This is a genomic window from Neobacillus terrisolis (assembly GCF_051233475.1).
Lineage (GTDB): Bacteria > Bacillota > Bacilli > Bacillales > Cytobacillaceae > Bacillus_BU.
This window is the reverse complement of the sequence record NZ_JBKFGH010000027.1, coordinates 1-19,540: the sequence shown is the minus strand read 5'-3', so window position 1 is coordinate 19,540 and position 19,540 is coordinate 1. Positions and strand designations below refer to the sequence as shown.

19 protein-coding genes are annotated in these 19,540 nt (G+C 37.2%); 16 read left to right on the top strand and 3 right to left on the bottom strand.

Going from position 1 to position 19,540, the window contains the following annotated elements; genetic code table 11:
* The first annotated feature begins 41 nt into the window (after positions 1-41).
* Both yppF and ACI48O_RS16630 read left to right on the top strand, forming a co-directional pair.
* On the top strand, positions 42-221 hold the full coding sequence (yppF, locus tag ACI48O_RS16635) for a YppF family protein (RefSeq protein ID WP_435562971.1): 180 nt from the start codon (positions 42-44) through the stop codon (positions 219-221).
* Positions 222-493: 272 nt separating this feature from the next.
* Positions 494-1,171: a phosphatase PAP2 family protein gene (locus ACI48O_RS16630; protein WP_435562970.1), complete on the top strand. Its 678-nt coding sequence runs from the start codon at positions 494-496 to the stop codon at positions 1,169-1,171.
* A gap of 287 nt (positions 1,172-1,458) precedes the next feature.
* Here ACI48O_RS16630 and sleB read toward each other — a convergent pair whose 3' ends face one another.
* Positions 1,459-2,193 (bottom strand): spore cortex-lytic enzyme, encoded by a 735-nt coding sequence (gene sleB / locus ACI48O_RS16625; RefSeq protein WP_435562969.1) that lies wholly within the window; start codon positions 2,191-2,193, stop codon positions 1,459-1,461.
* Between the two features lie 182 nt (positions 2,194-2,375).
* On the opposite strand from sleB, the gene ACI48O_RS16620 reads away from it, so the two are divergent.
* The 10 genes from ACI48O_RS16620 (at position 2,376) to ACI48O_RS16575 (ending at position 13,094) form a co-directional block, all read left to right on the top strand.
* Positions 2,376-2,501 carry a hypothetical protein gene (locus tag ACI48O_RS16620; RefSeq protein WP_435563078.1) on the top strand — a complete coding sequence of 42 codons (126 nt, stop codon included), beginning with the start codon at positions 2,376-2,378 and terminating at the stop codon, positions 2,499-2,501.
* A gap of 235 nt (positions 2,502-2,736) precedes the next feature.
* Positions 2,737-3,381 (top strand): hypothetical protein, encoded by a 645-nt coding sequence (locus tag ACI48O_RS16615; protein WP_435562968.1) that lies wholly within the window; start codon positions 2,737-2,739, stop codon positions 3,379-3,381.
* Positions 3,382-3,749: 368 nt separating this feature from the next.
* On the top strand, positions 3,750-4,775 hold the full coding sequence (locus ACI48O_RS16610; RefSeq protein WP_435562967.1) for a hypothetical protein: 1,026 nt from the start codon (positions 3,750-3,752) through the stop codon (positions 4,773-4,775).
* Between the two features lie 1,843 nt (positions 4,776-6,618).
* Positions 6,619-7,416 (top strand): hypothetical protein, encoded by a 798-nt coding sequence (locus tag ACI48O_RS16605; RefSeq protein ID WP_435562965.1) that lies wholly within the window; start codon positions 6,619-6,621, stop codon positions 7,414-7,416.
* A gap of 100 nt (positions 7,417-7,516) precedes the next feature.
* The gene (locus ACI48O_RS16600) at positions 7,517-8,128 is read left to right on the top strand and encodes a nucleotidyltransferase family protein (RefSeq protein ID WP_435562964.1); all 612 of its coding nucleotides are present in this window, start codon (positions 7,517-7,519) and stop codon (positions 8,126-8,128) included.
* A gap of 250 nt (positions 8,129-8,378) precedes the next feature.
* Positions 8,379-10,541, top strand: a complete 2,163-nt coding sequence (locus tag ACI48O_RS16595) for a xanthine dehydrogenase family protein molybdopterin-binding subunit (protein ID WP_435562963.1) — start codon at positions 8,379-8,381, stop codon at positions 10,539-10,541.
* Entirely contained in the window at positions 10,538-11,005 is a 468-nt protein-coding gene (locus ACI48O_RS16590) for a (2Fe-2S)-binding protein (RefSeq protein ID WP_435562962.1), read from the top strand. Before ACI48O_RS16595 ends, ACI48O_RS16590 begins: the two co-directional genes overlap by 4 nt.
* Positions 10,999-11,868: an FAD binding domain-containing protein gene (locus tag ACI48O_RS16585; RefSeq protein ID WP_435562961.1), complete on the top strand. Its 870-nt coding sequence runs from the start codon at positions 10,999-11,001 to the stop codon at positions 11,866-11,868. Before ACI48O_RS16590 ends, ACI48O_RS16585 begins: the two co-directional genes overlap by 7 nt.
* A gap of 17 nt (positions 11,869-11,885) precedes the next feature.
* On the top strand, positions 11,886-12,680 hold the full coding sequence (locus tag ACI48O_RS16580) for an XdhC family protein (protein WP_435562960.1): 795 nt from the start codon (positions 11,886-11,888) through the stop codon (positions 12,678-12,680).
* Positions 12,681-12,899: 219 nt separating this feature from the next.
* A complete protein-coding gene (locus ACI48O_RS16575; RefSeq protein ID WP_435562959.1) occupies positions 12,900-13,094 on the top strand; it encodes a hypothetical protein in 195 nt (64 codons plus the stop codon).
* Between the two features lie 294 nt (positions 13,095-13,388).
* Here the strand turns inward: ACI48O_RS16575 and ACI48O_RS16570 are convergent, their stop codons facing one another.
* Positions 13,389-14,069, bottom strand: a complete 681-nt coding sequence (locus ACI48O_RS16570) for an NAD(P)-binding domain-containing protein (protein ID WP_435562958.1) — start codon at positions 14,067-14,069, stop codon at positions 13,389-13,391.
* Between the two features lie 198 nt (positions 14,070-14,267).
* Here ACI48O_RS16570 and ACI48O_RS16565 point away from each other — a divergent pair, with 198 nt between their 5' ends.
* Together ACI48O_RS16565 and sfsA are read left to right on the top strand one after the other, a co-directional pair.
* Positions 14,268-14,936, top strand: a complete 669-nt coding sequence (locus tag ACI48O_RS16565) for a phosphatase PAP2 family protein (RefSeq protein WP_435562957.1) — start codon at positions 14,268-14,270, stop codon at positions 14,934-14,936.
* A gap of 58 nt (positions 14,937-14,994) precedes the next feature.
* On the top strand, positions 14,995-15,678 hold the full coding sequence (sfsA, locus tag ACI48O_RS16560; RefSeq protein WP_435562956.1) for a DNA/RNA nuclease SfsA: 684 nt from the start codon (positions 14,995-14,997) through the stop codon (positions 15,676-15,678).
* Between the two features lie 166 nt (positions 15,679-15,844).
* On the opposite strand, the gene ACI48O_RS16555 is transcribed toward sfsA, so the two are convergent.
* Positions 15,845-16,411 (bottom strand): FAD-dependent oxidoreductase, encoded by a 567-nt coding sequence (locus ACI48O_RS16555; protein ID WP_435562955.1) that lies wholly within the window; start codon positions 16,409-16,411, stop codon positions 15,845-15,847.
* A 252-nt stretch (positions 16,412-16,663) separates the two neighbouring features.
* Here ACI48O_RS16555 and ACI48O_RS16550 point away from each other — a divergent pair, with 252 nt between their 5' ends.
* Complete coding sequence (locus tag ACI48O_RS16550) at positions 16,664-17,449, top strand: enoyl-CoA hydratase-related protein (RefSeq protein WP_435562954.1); 786 nt, start codon at positions 16,664-16,666, stop codon at positions 17,447-17,449.
* Between the two features lie 174 nt (positions 17,450-17,623).
* Positions 17,624-19,276: a glutamate synthase-related protein gene (locus ACI48O_RS16545; RefSeq protein WP_435562953.1), complete on the top strand. Its 1,653-nt coding sequence runs from the start codon at positions 17,624-17,626 to the stop codon at positions 19,274-19,276.
* The last annotated feature ends 264 nt before the right edge of the window (positions 19,277-19,540 follow it).

The following is a 19,540-nucleotide window of genomic DNA, read 5'->3' as shown; positions in this document are numbered from 1 at the left end:
ATATAAATCTTATAGAATTAGGGGAAGAGGGGCTGATTTATATGTTATTAGAAGATTTAATACAACGTTTTATAGTAGAAATGAAACGGAATCCATTACATGTTAGTGAATTACATAATTACATTAAAAAATGTTATATTTTAGGAGAATTATGTATTGTACAGTATAAAAATCTTTTTTCTGAACTAGACAAACGCACCCCCGATTATCTGCTAAATTAAACACTGAATTATAATTTTTTATTTTTCAAATGGACAAAAATCAAGTCTTAAAATCAAATATATAAATCATAAAACGGTAGTGGATTATTCCACTGCCGTTTTTGTAATTTCTTCATTTTTTTTTCAAATGATTGAGCACATTCACAATATCTTAAGATTTTCGTTAACTGTTTCTTAAGAAATTTAGAATATGATGAAAAGGAACAGAGAAAAGGTATTTTGCCAAAGAATATGGCCCATTTCCTTGCTCTTTGAGATTAGGAGGGAATTGTATGAAGAAGGAAACGGTAAAATCATATTTACTGACAGTAAGCTCTCTTATATCCATCCCATTGCTAGGTCTAATGTATGTTTATCTCAATCATCCCGGGCCTAAGGTACATAGTCTTGTCACCGATTTAGATCGTCAAATACCATTGATTAAGATATTTGTGATTCCATATGTATTTTGGTATGTTTTTATATTTATTGGTTTACTATATTTGGCCTATAAGAATCGAAAATTATATTTTCAAACGTTGTTGCAGTTTAATATTGGTCGTTTGATTTGCTATGGTGTTTATATTGTCTATCAAACTCATGTCCCTCGGCCGGAGTTAACTGGGGATGATTGGCTGATTGATTTAGTTCAATTTGTTTATCGCTCAGATGAACCGTTTAATTGTTTTCCAAGTATCCATGTTTTGACGTCCTATTTGATTATGAAAGCTTATCTGGGTGCTGAAGACATACCTCGTGTCTATAAGGTTGCAGTTACAGTGATGTCTGTTTTAATTATTGCTTCCACTCAATTTATTAAACAGCATGTGCTTTTGGATATCTTAGGAGCGATCGTAGTAGCAGAAGTAATGACGTATTTAATGGCTAAACTAGACAAAGGAATATTTGTCCGACACCTTATGCCGTCTATACAGGCAAATAGGGTCAGTGGAGTAACGAAATTGGATTAGAGAGAAGTAGATTTCTGGTCAATTGGAAAAATGGGTTCCAAGCAACATCTAGGGTAGGGGATATCGTATGCGTTTTTATAAAAATAACGAACTCAATGCCCGGAAAAAAGTAATGAAATAGTGGGCTAAATGTACAAAAAACGCATGAATTCCATGCGTTTTTTTGCATTTCTATTGCGATTCTAATTGGAATTTCCAATGCTTTTAATATTGTCTCGTAATGGGACCGTTTGTAAAGTTGTCTTCATTTTCGTTTTTGTTTAGATACCTATGTGGAAGGCGTATACTCACTTACAAAATATATGCTTCCCGATTTTTTTAATTTGGGGTCTGCCCCAAATCCATTTACTCGTTGCAGTAGCGGGATTAAAATAGTATATCGCTTCACCGGTTGGATCCCAGCCATTAAGAGCATCCTGAACGGCCTTCTTAGAGGTTGCATTCGGGGTAAGCCAAATTTGGCCATCAGCCACGGCCGTGAAAGCCCCAGGTTCAAAAATAACCCCAGAAACTGTATTCGGGAACGATTGGCTATTCACTCTGTTTAGTATGACTGCAGCAACGGCAACCTGACCAACATACGGTTCTCCTCTAGCTTCACCATGAACAGCATTTGCCATTAACTTAATATCATTTTGCGAAAAGCCATTTGGTGTGTTTGTTGATGTTGCTTTAGTCGGATTTTTGGCCCCGGCAGTTGCCGGTTTATAGTTTTTAGTTGCCTTAACAAGCTTGTTTTTCGTTGCAGAACCCGCTACACCATCAATTGGAAGACCGAATTCATATTGAAAATTTCTCAATGCCCAGTACGTTTTCCATCCGAACACTCCATCGATTTTACCCGTAAAGAAGCCTACATGTTTAAGTCTTGATTGTAGTTCTATTACATCACTACCTGTCGCTCCACGCTGAATGATCCTGTTCGAAAAAGAACTGGCCTCATTGGGTTTTATTAAAGATAGAAACACAATCAAAAGGGAGATAACGAAAACAGATTTAAAAATAATATTCTTCTGTAACATAATAACTACACAACCCCCTATGTAAAAACCTTCTCAGTATCCTATTTTTTATAAAAATGGCATTTTTATTCGTAGTTTGTTTTGTCCTTTCATTCACAAACAAGTGAAACATCAATCGAAAAATCTGTTGAGTAAAACTTTGTACAAATTAACTTCAAGGTCCAGTTCATCAACTTGCCAAAATCCAGGATGAGGATTTAGCTCATAAATATTATTTGCTAACCGGCATGTTTGGGAAAAGGGTATATGAAACTTACCTGGAATGGTGCGAAGATGCAAGAAAAATATTGGAGGAAACTAATATGTAGGAAAAGAAACAATTAATATTTTTACTCAGCCCGTTTTTTTGTTTGCTAGTACTGCTTTGCTGTTAATTAATATCAATTAAAAATAGTAATTTTTTTGGGATAAAAACCGCGGATAAATTTAAATAAACCTGAATTTATTCTGGTAATAAAATTATTGTTTAGTTATTATTGACATATATTACAGTAATTTCAATTAATTTTGAAAAATAAACACAGTGGGGCGATTTTTTTAATAATGACTAGGTTTGAAAAGCTACAAAATAAATTAAATGACTTTGTGTCAGACCATCCAATATGGACATTTTTAATTGTAGTTGGGATCCCTTTTATTCTCGGATCGACATCCTATTATCTTTTTTATTTGTTGCTTTCTATATTACTTATTTTTGGAATGGGCGGACTATTTTTTTATAAAGTAATATATAAGAAAATAAGACACAAAATAGAACATAAAAAGAGATATCAAGAGAGTAAGCGCTATCGTCGTAATTGGGACGCTTCTGAAAAACGGAAAGAAAAAGAACGACAATTTAAGTTAAAGAAAATGTCTATATTAGAAAGAATTGGTGGGATAATTGGTAATTTTTTTGGTTACATACTTATTACATGTATGATTATTGCTCTTTCGGTCGTCGGCTTGTCAATGGGGGGAACTTATATACCAGATTTACCCTATTATATTTTTCATCAGTACGAAACGAAAACGGGCATCATAAAGGGTGAAGAAATAAGATCACCAAGAAAGAATATTCCATATAAATTGATTTATATTGATGATTTGACACTAACAGCTGAAACGGATATGGAATTTAAAGAGGGAGAAAAGGTAACCGTTAAGTATTTGCCATACACAAAATTAATTATGAAGATTTCTGAGTGAGTAAAACGGAAATTTTTATGTTTTCTTCAACAACGATGAATGTTTACGTGAGGAAATATTAAAGCTGAATATGTTTATAAAACGATTTGCGTCAAAAAGGGGGAGCTTCTCTTTGGGAAGCTCCCTCTTTTTATTTTTGAAAAATTCCGTAGAAATATATTTGTAATTAGCGAAATTTGGTAAAATATAGTTTAGTAATCACAAGAAGTGATTTATGTCACTTCCGGAGGTGTGTTTCACTGGGGCTAATTAAAATACAAATCGATGAAGTAAAAAAATCGAATAGTGATTTATCCAAAATTGCAAATAACTTGTCATCTGTAACAGATGATTTATTTTCGTTAAGAAAAAATATCGATTATAAAATCTTGGAGCGTAGAAATATTAACCAAAGAATTTATCGAGCTTGTCAGTCTGTCGAAGAACTAGAGGTGCAGGTTAAAAAGATCAAGCGTTTTATTGATTCTTCAATGGATACATATAGTAGGACAGAGGACAAAATTGTCCAAGAGGCTGAGATAATTCATTCAAAAAAGAAAAGGATCACCTTAAAGCTTAATGAGATTTTGGGTTATTTTGACACTATTAATAAAGCAATGAGCTGGGGCGATATTGGACTGGTCGGTTCATTGACAATGTCAGCCTTTGGTACAGCAATTTCCACAAGTAGACTAAGAGTTAATTATATTGATGGTAAACCTTCTTTACTTCAAAAAGTAAAAGGTGGATATAAGTTTACCATCCAGGCAGATCCTTCATGGACAAGTAGGGGGAGATACAGTAATAAAATAGCTAAAATACTTTATGATTTTTCAAAATCATCCCCCACTAATCTAATTACTAGAAAGATTCATAATGTAGTTTCCTCATATACTAGTCCGTCAGCGATTCTCAAACATGCAGCTGGATTTCCGAAAAATGTTAATGGTGTAATGAAAGCGGCAACTCTTTCAGAACGTATCCATATTCGGGCAACTTTCGGTTCTAAAGAAGCGGCACAAGCACTTGCTAATATGAAAGGATGGACTGGAGTTGGGAAGAGGATACCAATGGTAGGTACTGCGATTTCTATTGGTGCTAACCTAACAGAGTATGTAGATCCAAAGAACGAAGGGAAAAGTGTTGCTGAAAAAACGGGTCGATTTATTGCTGGGATTGTAACAGATGCGGCATCAATTGCAGTTGGGGTGAAAGTTGGTGCTACAATTGGGTCTTTTGGGGGACCCGTTGGAATAATCGTAGGTGGAGCAGTTGGTGGTCTAGTAGGGGGAGTTGCAAGTACTGTTGTAGGCGACCAGATTAAAGACGTTGGTGAAAGTATAGTTTCCGTCTCTGAAAATGGTATTACAAAATTAGCTAATGGCTTAAAATCTGTTGAAGGATGGTTTAGATAATAAACAATAATTATTTGGAGAAAGAGGATAAAAATGTCATCAGAAACATTAGAGTTAATACAAGGATTAGTTGCAGCGGTATTGGGAGCACAAGTTGCATTTAGTGTTCTCATATTATTATTAGGAAATATCATAATTGACTACTATGAACTATGTGTGTTTAGAAATCCAAAAAATTTGTTCGATAAAACGCTTACCTATTTTATAAATTTATTTTTCGGAATAGGTCCAATTATATATTTAAAACTAAATCGCTACCCATGGGTGTTAAGGAAAATCTATATGCTTATTGTAACAATATTATTGTTAATAATAACCATCATAGTATATTTCACTATTAGATTCTTATTACATCTAATATTTTAGATTTAAATACTTAATGAATTGGCAGGATGTAATGTGAGTATCTAACGATCAACTTAAACAACTATTTAAGCAATATTATTTTGAAGGTTTTTTCAAATTGGTTCATAGTTATATTTTAATCAACTTTTTAATTAATCGGAGATAAAAATGACAACTGAAACATTACTGATTTTACAGGGGTTCGTGGCAACGATACTTGTAGTTCAAGTAGTATATAGTTTTCTAATAATCCTATTGGGGAATGTCACGATTGAGTATTATGACTTATGTATCTTTAAAAACCCGAGCAACTTGTTTTATAAAATATTAACCTTATTTACAAATATTTTATTTGGTGCAGGACCTATAATTTATAAAAAATTAAGTCGGTATCCCTGGTTTCTTAGAAAGATTTATATGTTCATTTCAACTCTGTTGTTGTTGCTGTTTGCGATAATAATCTATTTTAGTTTTAAATTTTTATTACATCTTGTATTTTAAATATAAATCTGGTGAAAAGCAGGAAGTTTAGTTCAAGATCTTCATTCTGATTTTAATATGAAATATAAAATTTGAAGAGGTTAAAAAATTCGGCAACTAGATACATTTGAAAGGATATACATGGTAATGGGTATTTAAACGGTACAGGTACTTTTAAGTATTTAATTGAAAAATTTCGTGCGGAAATGTGTGGATAAGATGACATCAGAAACATTAGAGCTAATTCAAGGTCTAGTTGTCTATTACTTGGGTATACATGTAATTTATAGTGCGCTAATTTTCCTATTAGGAAATATAATGGTTGACTATTATGAACTAGGGATATTTAGAAGCCCAACAAACATCTTTCAAAAAATAGTTAATTTTTTTACCAACTTTTTTTTAGGATCTGGTCCTTTTATATACAGAAAATTAGAGAGATATCCATGGTTATTAAAGAAACTCTATATGCTAGTAGCTACTTTTTTAATGTTTCTTTTAACTATTCCAATTTATTACAGTATAAAATATCTTTTGCATCTTATATTTTGATATTGTCATCAGCTTAATTAATCTACTTGAAAGCAAGCTTACTAAAAGAGGTTATCAAATTGACAACAGATACATTAGAAACCATCCATGGACTAATCATGGGTATTATAGGAGTTCAGGTAGCCTATTGTTATCTTATTCTTATATTAGGCAATATTATTTATGACTATTATGAAATGAGTGTTTTTCAAAATTCTACTAATATATTTCAAAAGATGTTAAATTTTATTGTGAAACTCTATTTTGGAATTGCTCCGTACATTTATCGGAAATTGTTAAAGTTTCCCTGGATTTTAAGAAAATTATATATGTTAATAGCTTCAATTGGCATCACAATAATTAGTATCCCAATTTACTACATAATTAAATTCGTGTTGGATTTTGTCTTACTTAAAATTTTTTAAATTAATAATTTGTGCTGAGATTTCAGTTGATCATACATATTTATAGAAGGAAGGTTTTTAAAATGGACCATGTCCTGACATGCACTACAGAGGAACTAGCTCTTTTGGTTACTTTGTGTGGTTATCCTAGTGTGGCTAAGGGAATAGAAGAAGCTGCGGTCGGAGAAAAAAGTCCTGCTGAATGGACGTCAATGATGGAAGGGACGATTCATCAACTTCAGCTAAAACGACTATGGGATTATGAAAAAGAACGAAGAGATGAAATCCCCTTAAGTGAAGAAATGCAACAATTTATCACTCAATATATTCAATCCAATTGGATCCTTCGCTGCACGAATATACCGAACCAAAATCTATTAATGTTCCACCATGTTGAGAAGAACACTTGGCTTACACATGTGATTGAGCGCGATATTATCCATGAATTTGCCTATGTTTCTAGCGATGAAATTCCGAACATAATAAAAGATTATTATTCTTTTTCAACAAATCGGTTTGATGATATGGAAGCCTTTAATCTATCTGATAAAGCCTTTGATTTACTAAGTCATAAGGGAAGACTTAAAAAATTTCAGAAAATGTGTCGATTCTCACCTAAGCAGGAACACAGCTTTCACCAGTTTGTTGAAGATTTAGACAAACAGGATTGGTCACTGTATAATATTTCTTTTTTTCATATTCCTAGTTATGAAGAAGACCCTTCACTTGAAAATATTGTCTTTTTCCTTCCTTCGGTAAATGGCGTATGGATAATAGAGTACACAGATCATCCATCGACACCGGTACATATTACATTAGGTTCGACAAAGGAATGGCAAGAGCTATTAGAGGGAATAGGTAGTGTAGTGAGATACGAGTGATTCTGAAAACTTGTTTTGCGACTATGAATCCCATGATTAACTTGAACACGAGAACCGTCCCTTCGAACTGTCAAGAAAAAACGCAAGACAAGAACTATCCATGGAGGTGACCAACCTGGAAGCAATCATCCTAGCAGCCGGCTATTCCAGTCGGGCAAATGCGTTTAAAATGACTTTGCCACTAGGTCAAATAACCGTTTTGGAGCAAACCATCTCCAAATTTGAAGGAATTTGCAACAGGGTCATTGTAGTAGGTGGGTATCAGGCAGACATCATTCAGGAGGAAGTAACGAAAATCCGAAAAAAAAATGTCTATTCCTTTCAAATAGAGTTTGTTTATAATGAAAACTTTAACCAGGGAATGTTTAGTTCCATTCAAAAGGGATGTTCAAAACTTAATGAATCTACCTTCTTTATAACCCCCGGGGATTGTCCTCTTGTTAAAAAAAGTACTGTTCAGCTTTTAGCTAAAGAACAGGGGAAAGTGGTCATTCCTAGTTTTAATTATAAAGGTGGTCATCCTATTAAATTATCAAATGAAGTGAAGCAAAAAATTCTTGAGAAGAGTCCGGAAAGTAATTTGCGTGTGGTATTAAACAACTTTGAAAAGAAATACTTTAATGTAGATGATCCGGGATTCCTACTGGATGTTGATACGCCGGAAGACTATCAAAAAGCAGTAGACTATTATAACAATTGTATTTCTGATTAATTTTTAAATGCGCAACTTGATTCGATTAATGCCTAGTCGAACCAAGTTGCGTTTTTTTATGAACACAAAAAAAGCAGTCAGATTTTTTCACATAAAGGTGTAAATGATTGCCAAATAAAAATATAATGAAAAACAATCCAATTTAAGAACAAAAATTAATCATAAAATATCATCCTCATTTATAAAATCGAAGAAAGAGGCGTCTATTTATCTATGTCTCCTTAAAAATGAGTCGAAGGGTGTTGTGGCAATGAATCCCAAAGACATAAGCACCTCCGTCCCCAAAAAGGACCATAAAGGGAAAGTATCGGGGCAGCTGCCCTATATTAGTGATGTAAAAGTGGAAAATATGGTTTATGGTGTTTTGTATCGGTCACCAATTGCTTATGGAAAAATCATTTCGATTCAAATGCCAGACCTTCCTGAAGGATATGAAGCGATTGGAGCAGAGCATATTCCCGGACCAAATTATGTAAAAATTATCAAAGAAGATCAGCCCATTTTTGCTAATGAATGGGTCAATTATATTGGTGAGCCAATTCTGATGATTGTAGGAAAAGACTTGGCTGTACTGTACCGATTGTTAGATGACGTAAAAGTCGAATTCGAAGAACACGAAGCTATTTATACACTTGACGAAGCGATCAAGCAAAAATCAGCCCCTGGGGTTACGATGGCAAGCTATGAATTCGGGGAAAGCTTAGAGGTCATTTCCGCCATCGAGCAGGGAGCATACCAAATCATTGAAGAAGAATATGAAACAGGCTATCAGGAGCATGTCTATCTTGAGCCACAAGGGATGCTTGGCATATATAAGGATGATGAAATTGTCGTCCAAGGCTCGATGCAATGTCTCTATTATATAAAAAATGCCTTGCTAAACGCGTTAGCCTGTGGTGATGATGAGGTTAGAGTTGTCCAAAGTCCAACCGGCGGTGGGTTTGGCGGCAAGGAAGATTATCCTTCGATGATGGCTTGTCATGTAGCGGTGGCTGCAAAAGTGGTCAAAAAATCAGTGATGCTCGTGTTTGATCGTTCTGAAGACATGGTTGTCACGACAAAAAGGCATCCGGCTAAAATCAACTATAAAACGGCGCTCGATAAGGAAGGAAATATTTTAAGCATGCAGGTTGAGATTTTTCTCGATGGCGGGGCGAATGTAGGATTAAGCTCTGTCGTGCTGCAGCGAGCCTTAATCAACAGCGCCGGTGTTTATAAAATTCCTCATTTTCATGCCAAAGGCTATGTTTTAAAAACCAATACGGTTCCGAACGGTGCCTTTAGAGGCTTCGGTGCTCCGCAAAGTTTTGCCGGAATTGAAAGCCATATCGGACATCTTAGCAAACTGGCAAAAATAGACCCGCTTGAATATAAACGTAAATACCTCGTCAAACAAGGAGACCCCACCATCACTAAAGGTCAATTCCGAGACCCTATTTTAATGGAAGAAATGATAGAGGACCTAGTTAACACGACAAATTATAAAAAGAAAAAGGAAGAGTTTCAGCTCTTTAATCAACAAAACGGGCGGTATAAAAAAGGGATCGGTACGTCGCTGTTCCTTCATGGCTGTGGATTTACAGGCAGCGGCGAACGAGATCATATTAAAGCAACCGTGAAGCTAGTTAAATCAAAGGACCACAAGGTTATGCTGAAAATCTCCAATTCTGATATGGGACAAGGCATATATACGACGTTGAGTAAAATTGTCGCCCAAGAACTCGACCTCCCGTATGAGGACATTTTCTACCCTGATCCCGATACGAAAGAGGTTCCCGATTCCGGTCCGACTGTTGCTTCCCGGACGACGATGATTGTTGGGAAACTGCTTGAACGGGCAGCCAAAAACCTAAAAGCCCAGTGGAAATCAGGGGTAGAACAAGAAGTGGTGGAGCATTATGTTCACCGTGAAATGATTCCTTGGGACGAAAAGAACTTTACTGGCGATGCTTATCCTGCTTATTCCTGGGGCGTGAATTTTGTTGAAATCGAAGTGGATACGTTAACCGGAAATGTAAAGCTAGAAAATGTATATGGTAATTATGAAGTCGGCAAGGTAATCGATGAACGGATTATGAAAGGCCAAATTGATGGGGGATTGGCTCAAGGATTGGCGTACGGTTATCTCGAAAAAATGACCTCAAAAGAAGGCCGAATTCAACAAAAAAGTATTACCGATTATGGACCGCCAACCTCCATGGATGTTGTCACGATTGAAAGCAAGGTGTTTGATAATCCTTATGCAGATGGTCCATATGGGGCAAAGGGGGCCGGTGAATTGACCTTGATCGGCGGAGCTCCGGCAGTCCAAGCAGCGATTGAGGATGCCCTGCAAACATCTTTTCAGCAAATACCGATCACACCGGAAGTCGTTATTGAAAGTCTTTGGACGAGAGAAGGTGAAGCGGGTTGATTAAATTTAATCTAAATGGAAGATTGGTCGAAACGGACGCTCCTGCCACAGCAAGATTACTAGACTTATTAAGAGATGAGTTTGAGTTAATCGGCACAAAGGAAGGTTGTGGCGAAGGGGAGTGCGGAGCCTGCAGTGTGTTTGTGAATAACCTTCTGCAAAACAGCTGCCTGATTCCAATTGGCTCGATTGCCGGCGCTGATATTCAAACCATCGAAGGTTTAAGTGAGACCGAACAGTTTAAGATTTTGGATGAGAGCTATTCCATTGCCGGGGGAGTACAGTGCGGCTATTGTATTCCGGGGATGATTATGGCAAGTGCTGCGTTATTATCGAAAAATCCTCAACCATCAGAGGCTGAGATTCGCGAAGGCATTTCCGGAAATCTGTGCCGCTGTACAGGCTACAATATGATCGTTGAGGCAATTAACCTAGCAGCGAAAAAAGGGGACGGCTTATGGTAGAGAAAATAACCGCATACCGTTTCGATCGTTTAGAACAAACCTTGAGCCAGTTAAATCAAGAAGACTGTTTAATTATGGCTGGTGGTACGGATGTCATGGTCCTTCATAAAAGTCGACGGGGAGTACCTCCAAAAATCATCAAACCGATTGTTTTTATAGATCATCTATCTGAACTTAAGCAGGTGGTTCAAAAAAACAAGGATCTCCATATTGGGTCCTGTTGCACCTATAGTGAACTACTTGAAAATCCGTTGATACCTGAGCCATTAAAGCGAGCGATCAAAACGATTGCCGCACCGGCGACCAGAAACAGAGGGACATTAGGCGGTAATATTTGCAACGCCTCCCCGGCCGGAGATACCCTGCCTTTATTATATGTATACAATACAAAGCTTCTGTTACGCTCAGTTGATGGTGATCGAGTGGTTGCGATAAGTGATTTTATCCAAGGTCCACGGCGGGTTCAACGGATGCCAAACGAAATTTTAGTTGAAATTATTTTGCCGTCCGTATTAGAAGAAGGTTCTCGTGTTGTTTTTGAAAAAGTAGGCAACCGAAACGCAGATGCCATTGCCAAAGTATCGTTTGCAGGTTTGATCCAGATCAGCAACGATCGCATCGAGGACATACGCTTTGCTTTCGGAGCAGTTGGACCAACGATGGTGCGTTCTATTGATATTGAGAAGAAGTTGATTGGAAAAACGATCCCATTAGCTGATGCGGATATTGCTATGATTGTGTCGGACTTTGATAAAATCATTAAACCGATCGACGACCAGCGGTCCACAGCGGTATATAGAAGAACCGTCGCCTTAAATCTATTACGTTATTTCCTTAGCTTGAAGCGGTATCAACTGAATTAAAAAGGGGGGAAATATTAATGCTTTTGATGGAAAAAGTGGCCCTGTTGGAACGGCAAAACGAAACCTTTGCGTTAGCAATGATTATAGAATCAAAGGGTTCGACTCCCAGGCATGTTGGCAAAATGATTGTATACCGTGACGGTTCGATTGAAGGAACCGTCGGCGGGGGTTTGGCTGAACACTATATCATCGAAGAAAGTGTAAAGGCGATTCAAAAGGGCCAATCAAAAACGGTTGAATATAAATTGAATAAACATGCTAAAGATGGAATTCACATGAATTGCGGCGGCACGTTGCGGGTCTTTATTGAAGTCTATACTCCCAGGCCAGAACTCGTTCTCGTTGGAGCTGGTCATCTAGGCTATGCAATGGCCAAGCTTGCCGATTTCCTTGAATATCCATATTGCGTTGTCGATGATCGTGTTGATTATTGCACGAAGGAACGCTTTCCGAATGCCACAAACCTTTTTGTGAACGAGAATATTGGAAAGGCGCTGATGGCAGCAAACCTAAATGGAAAATCCTATGTTACTATTTTTACAAAAGATAGCGATGAAATTGCCTTAAAAACGGCCCTGCAATTTCCTGTTGCCTATGTCGGGATGGTCGCCAGTAAACGCAAGGTCATAAACATATTTGAAAAATTAAAAGGCGAGGGTGTAAGCCAGGAACAGCTGGATCAAGTCCATTCCCCAATCGGCTTAGAAGTTGGCTCAGAAACTTCACAGGAAATTGCGATAAGTATTATCGCTGAAATAATAAAAGAAAGCAAAGAAAAAAAGCCTGTGAAAGTGAAACAATTAAATAGTTAGAAACAAGGGACGTCTGAATCAATAGGACTTGTGAAGGATAAGAGAAAATGAAATGGGACTAAGGTTTTGAAAAAATTTAAAGCTGCGTAAATTATTTCTTCAGAAGATTAATAATTTGCAAACTATTGTAAAAAAACAGACAATCCACTCTTATTTTCAAAATTTTTTTGTATGATAAGACTGTAATTCAAAAATCGTCATTCAAGGAGGCATTTGGAAATGAGTGGATTGAAAAAATGGATACTGGCATTAATGACAGCTATGATGTTAGTAGGACTTGCAACTGGATGTACCAATAATGATGAAGAAAACGAAGAACCTAACACTGAAGAAAATCAAGATGCAGAAACAGATGATAACACCACTGAAGATGACAGCACTGAAGAAGGAAATGAAGAAGAACCGGCTCAATAATAATTATAGTGAAAAGGTGGCTGTTTAAGCCGCCTTTTCTAGCTTGTGTGCCCGGAATGGGAAGAGTTTCTCTGGGGAATATTCTCTTTTAATCCGGAAGATAACAAAGAAAAGGCATTAAAAGAAAAACGGTTTTTGAAACAAAAGACCAACAGTTTTTTAAATATCCGTTAATTTCAAAAATTGGGATAAAAAACGGCGATTTGTCAGTAATAACTTAAGACTAATGTATTTGTGGTGAAATGTAGAAAATGGTATTAAAGGAAAATGAAGGAAGAAAGGAAACGTCGTATCTTAATCTTCCCCTTTAATTTCTTTAACGATTTCCTGAGCAAAGTGTCCTAGATTCCCTTCACAATACCCTCGTATCACTTCGGGTGCTAAAGAGGTAAGAGCTCTTTTCACATATTCAGGCGGGAATCCTCTTTTTGCAAATTCCCTCTCGATATCAATCGCAGCTTTAATAGCAAGATAGGTTGCTAATTTGTTCACTTCAGATAATGCCTGTTCAGTATCAATTTTTATCTCTCCAAGTTCCCGATAAAGTTCCTCAATATCTTTTGGTAAAGGAGCCTCAGTTATAAACAAGCCATTGCCCTGTTCCATTAAGTCTTTCGAGTGGCCCATATATTTCACCCCGAAAACAGTTAGCGCTGGAAACTTTCCTTTAATCTTTTTTGTATCAAGAGCGGTTGCCATATTAATCAACAGGGGATGGGAAGGCGAATTTGGTTCATAAATAGACGAGACAAAAGGAATAACACTTACGGCCGGTAAAGCTAAAATCAAAACATCCAATTGCCTTAGTGCACTTTCTGTCAGGCAATAACTATTTGGGAATTTCTCCGCAAAACATTGCGCTTTTTCCACATTAGGATGATAGATGCCTATTTTAATATTGGTTTTAATCCAATGCTTCATCATCGCAGTACCTAATTTTCCGATGCCAACTAACCCTACTTTTAACTGCAACATTGATGAACACCTCATTTCAGAGTTTTTTACTAACCCTATCATATATATGATTAGAGCTTATCGGCAATATCACGGGATTGGGATTATTGTTTTTTTTACGGAAAAAACAAAGCAATACATTCCTAAAGTTCTTATCAGGTATAATAAAGGACGAGTATGTTTGAAGTGAAGTATGAAAAATGCGAGGTAAGGCTTTCTATGAATTTAAAGATACAGCTGCTATGGGCTTTTCTACTAAGTGTAGGTTCACTTATTGGCTTCAGTATAATGGCTTTAGCAATAAACACACATCATATTTTGATTTTTGATAAAACCGTGATAGCTTTCGTTCAGGGTTTTGAGACTTTGACCCTAACCGCTATTATGAAATTTTTCACTTTTATTGGAAATACAGACTCCATTATGGTAATTGGCATATTTGTTCTATTCTTTTTATATAAGGTGCTGAAAAGTCGCTCAGAACTTGTTTTATTCACGGTTGTGATTATAGGGACACCTATTCTGAACAGGATTTTAAAAAACTTTTTTGAACGGGCGCGTCCAGATTTACATCGTCTCGTTGAAATTGGTGGATACAGTTTTCCAAGCGGTCACGCGATGAATGCGTTAGCTGTTTATGGAATAATAGCATTCTTATTGTGGCGTCACATCCCCAATCGATTGGGGCGAACTGTTCTGATTGTAATGAGCAGCGTATTCATCCTTATGATTGGTATTAGTCGGATTTATTTAGGTGTTCATTATCCAAGCGATATAATCGCTGGATATTTTGCTAGTGGATTTTGGCTCTGTAGTGTTATTTGGTTTTTCCAGAAGTATAAAGAAAAGTCGTTCGAAAGAAAGTCTGTATCAAAAGGGTATGTATAAAATTAATCTATTGGGCAATTGAAAGCCAAAATGATTAGATAAAATGAAGGGTGAACTCATGAAGTATGGGAAAGTCGTACATGGCCGATTGGTAAAAAAGATAAACAGGTTTATTGCAGAGGTCCTGATAAACGGCACAACAGAAAAGGTACACATCAAAAATACCGGCCGCCTAAAAGAGTTGCTTCAACCGGATGCGGAAGTTCTGTTGGAATTTAGTGATAATCCGAACCGGAAGACGAAATACTCGTTGGTTGCAGCGCTTAAAAATGGCCGTTGGGTAAATATTGATTCGCAAGCTACGAATACTGTTGCTTTTGAGGCGCTCAAGTCGGGAAAAATAGCCGAGTTTGGTTTGGTGGACACGGTAAGGAGAGAAGTGACGTATGGTGACTCGAGGTTCGATCTTTATTTTGAAAAAGACCATCAAAAAGGGTTTATCGAAGTAAAAGGAGTAACCCTTGAGAACAATGGAATGGCATTGTTTCCGGATGCACCAACTTCGAGAGGGACGAAACACGTTTTAGAGTTAGCTAAAGCAGCCCAAGAAGGGTACAGAGGTGTGATTTTGTTTGTCGTACAAATGAAAGGCTGCACCGGTTTTGCCCCTAACAGAGAAATGGACGGCGCTTTCGCCGATGCCTTATCACAAGCATCACAACAAGGTGTGGAGATCCTGGTATATGATTGTATTGTGAAAGAGAATGAATTAATTCTCGGCGTGCCTATTCCGGTTACATAGGGACGGTTCTCCCGTATCATTTTTTCGAATGAACGCAAGGGAACGCAAGGGGACGGTTCTGCTGACTCCATTTACTTCACATTAAATCCCAAATCCAATATAAAAGATCGGCTCAAGTTTAAGGGAGAAGAACAATCACCCCATTGAGCCGCTCTTTTAGTTGAAATCATTGATCATGCCACATATATTTAGTCTCAGTTGCTTCCTGGGCAATCCGAACACCCACTGCTGCACCTTGTCCGGCAACAATCATTACTTGGCTAGGTACACCGGCTAATAATCCGGCAATATACAGATTTGTAATTGGCGTGACACCTTCATAGTTTACGCCAATTACCTTTTTAATCTTTCCGCTTTTGATATTTTCATTGACTCCGATTTGAAATCCTAACGATTCTAATAGTTTAGTTTGTAAATTGGTTGCGACCACTACCCATTTCGCTTCATATGTTTCACCATTGGCTTGAATAATAAAGTCCGAGCCCTCTTTTTGAAGCAATTCTACTTCTATACTCTTAAGCTCAGCATAATCTTTTAGTTGATCACGATATTGTTCAAGTAACTTTTCACCAGAAATTCCTGGTGTCCCTAAATTATTATTTAGACAAGATACTTGTTTAATCTGTGAGGAACCATTGTCAAAGACAACCGTTTTTAATCCTGCATGACCAGTAAAAAGAGCTGCCGACAAACCGCCGATTCCTCCACCAATAATGGCTACATCGTATTTCATTAAATAAACACTCCCATACAATTTACTTCTCTCAAATTAAAGTATATAGCAACGTTTTCAGAAATCGAGCATTTTTGACAAAATTTTTAAAAAATTAAAGATTTACATAGGATTTTGATAAAAACATAAAAATTTGAGATTCACTAGAACCGTCCCCATGTATCAAAAAATAGTTTTTTTTTCTGGTTGACGACAATTGACTGAACATTCAAACTATAATTAGTGCAATTAAAAATGGTGAGGAGTGGGGAAATGGAATTTTTATCATTTAGGCAGACTGAGGATATTGCTTTTATCACTTTAGAAAATCCGGCTGAATTTAACACTTTATCAATGCAACTGCTTCAGGAAATGGACGAGCTGTTGAAAGAAATAGGTGCGAAAAGGGAAGTCAAAGTAGTTGTCATTGAAGGTTCGGAAAAAGTATTTTGTGCAGGGCATAGTCTAAGAGAGATTGAAGCGAAAACGGAAAATGAAGTATTAAAGTTATTTCAAACGTGCCAGCTTGTCATGCGGACGATGAGAGACATTCCTCAGCTTGTGATTTCAAAGGTTCGAAAAGCGGCTGTTGCAGCTGGATGTCAACTAGTAGCTGCCAGTGATATGGCGATTGCCAGTAATGAAGCGAAATTTGCCACTCCTGGTATTAATAGCGGGTTATTTTGCAGTACACCTGCTGTATTTTTAAGCAGAAATATCGGGCGTAAAAAGGCGGTAGAACTATTATTCACCGGAAACTTTATGTCTGCAGAGGAAGCATTGCAGCATGGTTTGGTGAATAAAGTGGTTCCTGTGGAACTATTAGATGAAGAAACAGATAGATTAGCGAAACAGGTTACAAAACAAAGCTTAAATATTATTGAACTAGGCAAGCGACAATTTTACCAGCAAATTAATATGGAAGATTTCCAAGCACTCAATTATTCAACCGAAGTCATTGCTCTTAACACCAAACATCCCGATGCCCAAGAGGGAATTCGAGCCTTCCTCGAAAAAAGACCACCAGTCTGGAATGATACAAAAAAACCAGTTTTATAGAAAAACACATGGGGACGGTTCTACTGTCTCCATTTTATTTTTAAAACGCGCCCCTAAGAAAACTGAAAATTGCCTACCTCTCCAGACAGAAACACTAGAACCGTCCCCGTGCTCACAAACTGAGAAAAATCACATTATATGGTAAAATTGAATGTGAAAAGAGGCGATATGAATATGAATATATTAAGCTCAATTGTTATCATTGTTTTAGCTGTTCTACTAGCTTTGGTGATTGGTATTATTGGCTATTTTTTTATTTTGTATCGAAAAACGCACCGGATGGACATTAACCAGCAGCAACATGCGATTAGAAGAAATTATCCTGTTATCAGCAGGATTCGTTATTTTATGGAGCAAATTGCCCCTGAAATTAAGCAGTACATACTTGATGAGGATCACGAAGGCAAACCGTTTTCCCGCCTTGATTTTCAACAAATTGTGAAACTGGCGAAATACGGGAAAAACATTATTTCCTTTGGCAGCAAACGGGATTTCGATCAACCGAATCAATTTTATCTTCGAAATGCATTTTTCGCCAAGCAGCTCACCGATTTGGAAGCAGATAATGCAGAATCGATTCATACAAAGGTGTATATTGATGCACCTACCAATAAGCACAATAAACTGACCGAATATCAAGAGTTATTTTTTCCAAAAAATGAAAAATTTATAGAATCAGAGATGAAGCCTTGGTTATACAAAGATGATGAGGCGATTGTCATTGGGGAGAAGACATGTAGATATCCTTTTGTGCTGAAAAGTCCAATCGGCATGTCGGGAATGTCTTATGGTGCACTTGGAGAAAATGCGATTGAAGCACTCGGATTTGGATTGAACGATGCAAAATCGTTTATGAATACAGGGGAGGGCGGAATTTCTCCCTATCATTTAAAAAGCGGAGTCGACCTCATCGCCCAAATTGGCCCTGCAAAGTTTGGTTTTCGAAATCCAGACGGAACTTTCTCTTGGGAGGAACTGCAAAAGAAAGCGGAAATTCCTCAAGTTAGAGCCTTTGAATTAAAATTAGGACAGGGTGCAAAAATCCGCGGCGGCCATTTGGAGGGTTCAAAAGTAACACCATTGATTGCTGAAATCCGCGGTGTGGAGCCATGGAAAACGATTAATTCAGCAAACCGCTTTGATGAATTTTATGATTTTGATACAATGTTTGATTTTATCGAAAAAATTCGCAACGTAACGGGCAAGCCAGTAGGAATAAAAATGGTGATTGGCAGCCAGGAGACGTTTGAAGAGTTCGTCCAATATATGGCTTATCACAAACGATATCCTGATTACATTGCCATTGATGGCGGTGAAGGGGGAACGGGAGCCACTTATCAAGCAATGGCCGATTCTGTAGGCTTACCAATTAAGCCTGCATTGATGATTGCCCAAGAAGTGTTAACCGGTTACCATATCCGTGATCAAATCAAAATATTTGCCAGCGGAAAATTGTTTTCTCCTGACAGAATCGCGATTGCCTTAGCGATGGGAGCGGATGTCGTCGTTATCGCCAGAGGATTAATGATATCGGCCGGCTGTATAAGTGCTGGTGTATGTGCATCTGGCAACTGCCCGGTTGGAGTCGCGACAACCAATCCAAAGCTTCAAAAAGCGTTAGTGGTAGAGGAAAAGCGCTATCGTGTCACTAATTATGTAACGACTTTACGGGAAGAATTGTTTGCATTATCTGCGTCTGCCGGTCTAACTTCACCGAAGCAATTCAAACCAAAGCATGTTGTTTATGTAGATAGCAATTTTCGTGCTATGAATGTTGCGGATTTACCAAAGTATGAAATAAAGGACCAGAGGGTTTTGATTTCGTAAATTTTTTTAAAAAGTATTGCATTGACCTGCATTTTGATTGAAGTTTTGCGGTGAGAGGACATCAGATCCCTTATTTTCACAAAAAGTGTTGTTTTGAGCAGTTATGCGGACATCAGATCCGTTTTTTGATTAAAAATAGGCATTATTCAGTGGTTTTTATATGAATAAGTTATCATGAACAAAACTGGCTCCTTATCGTAAATTCGTAGGTTAACTTGGTTAGGCTGTTTAATGGAAAAACAAATAACCAAATCAGAGCTACAT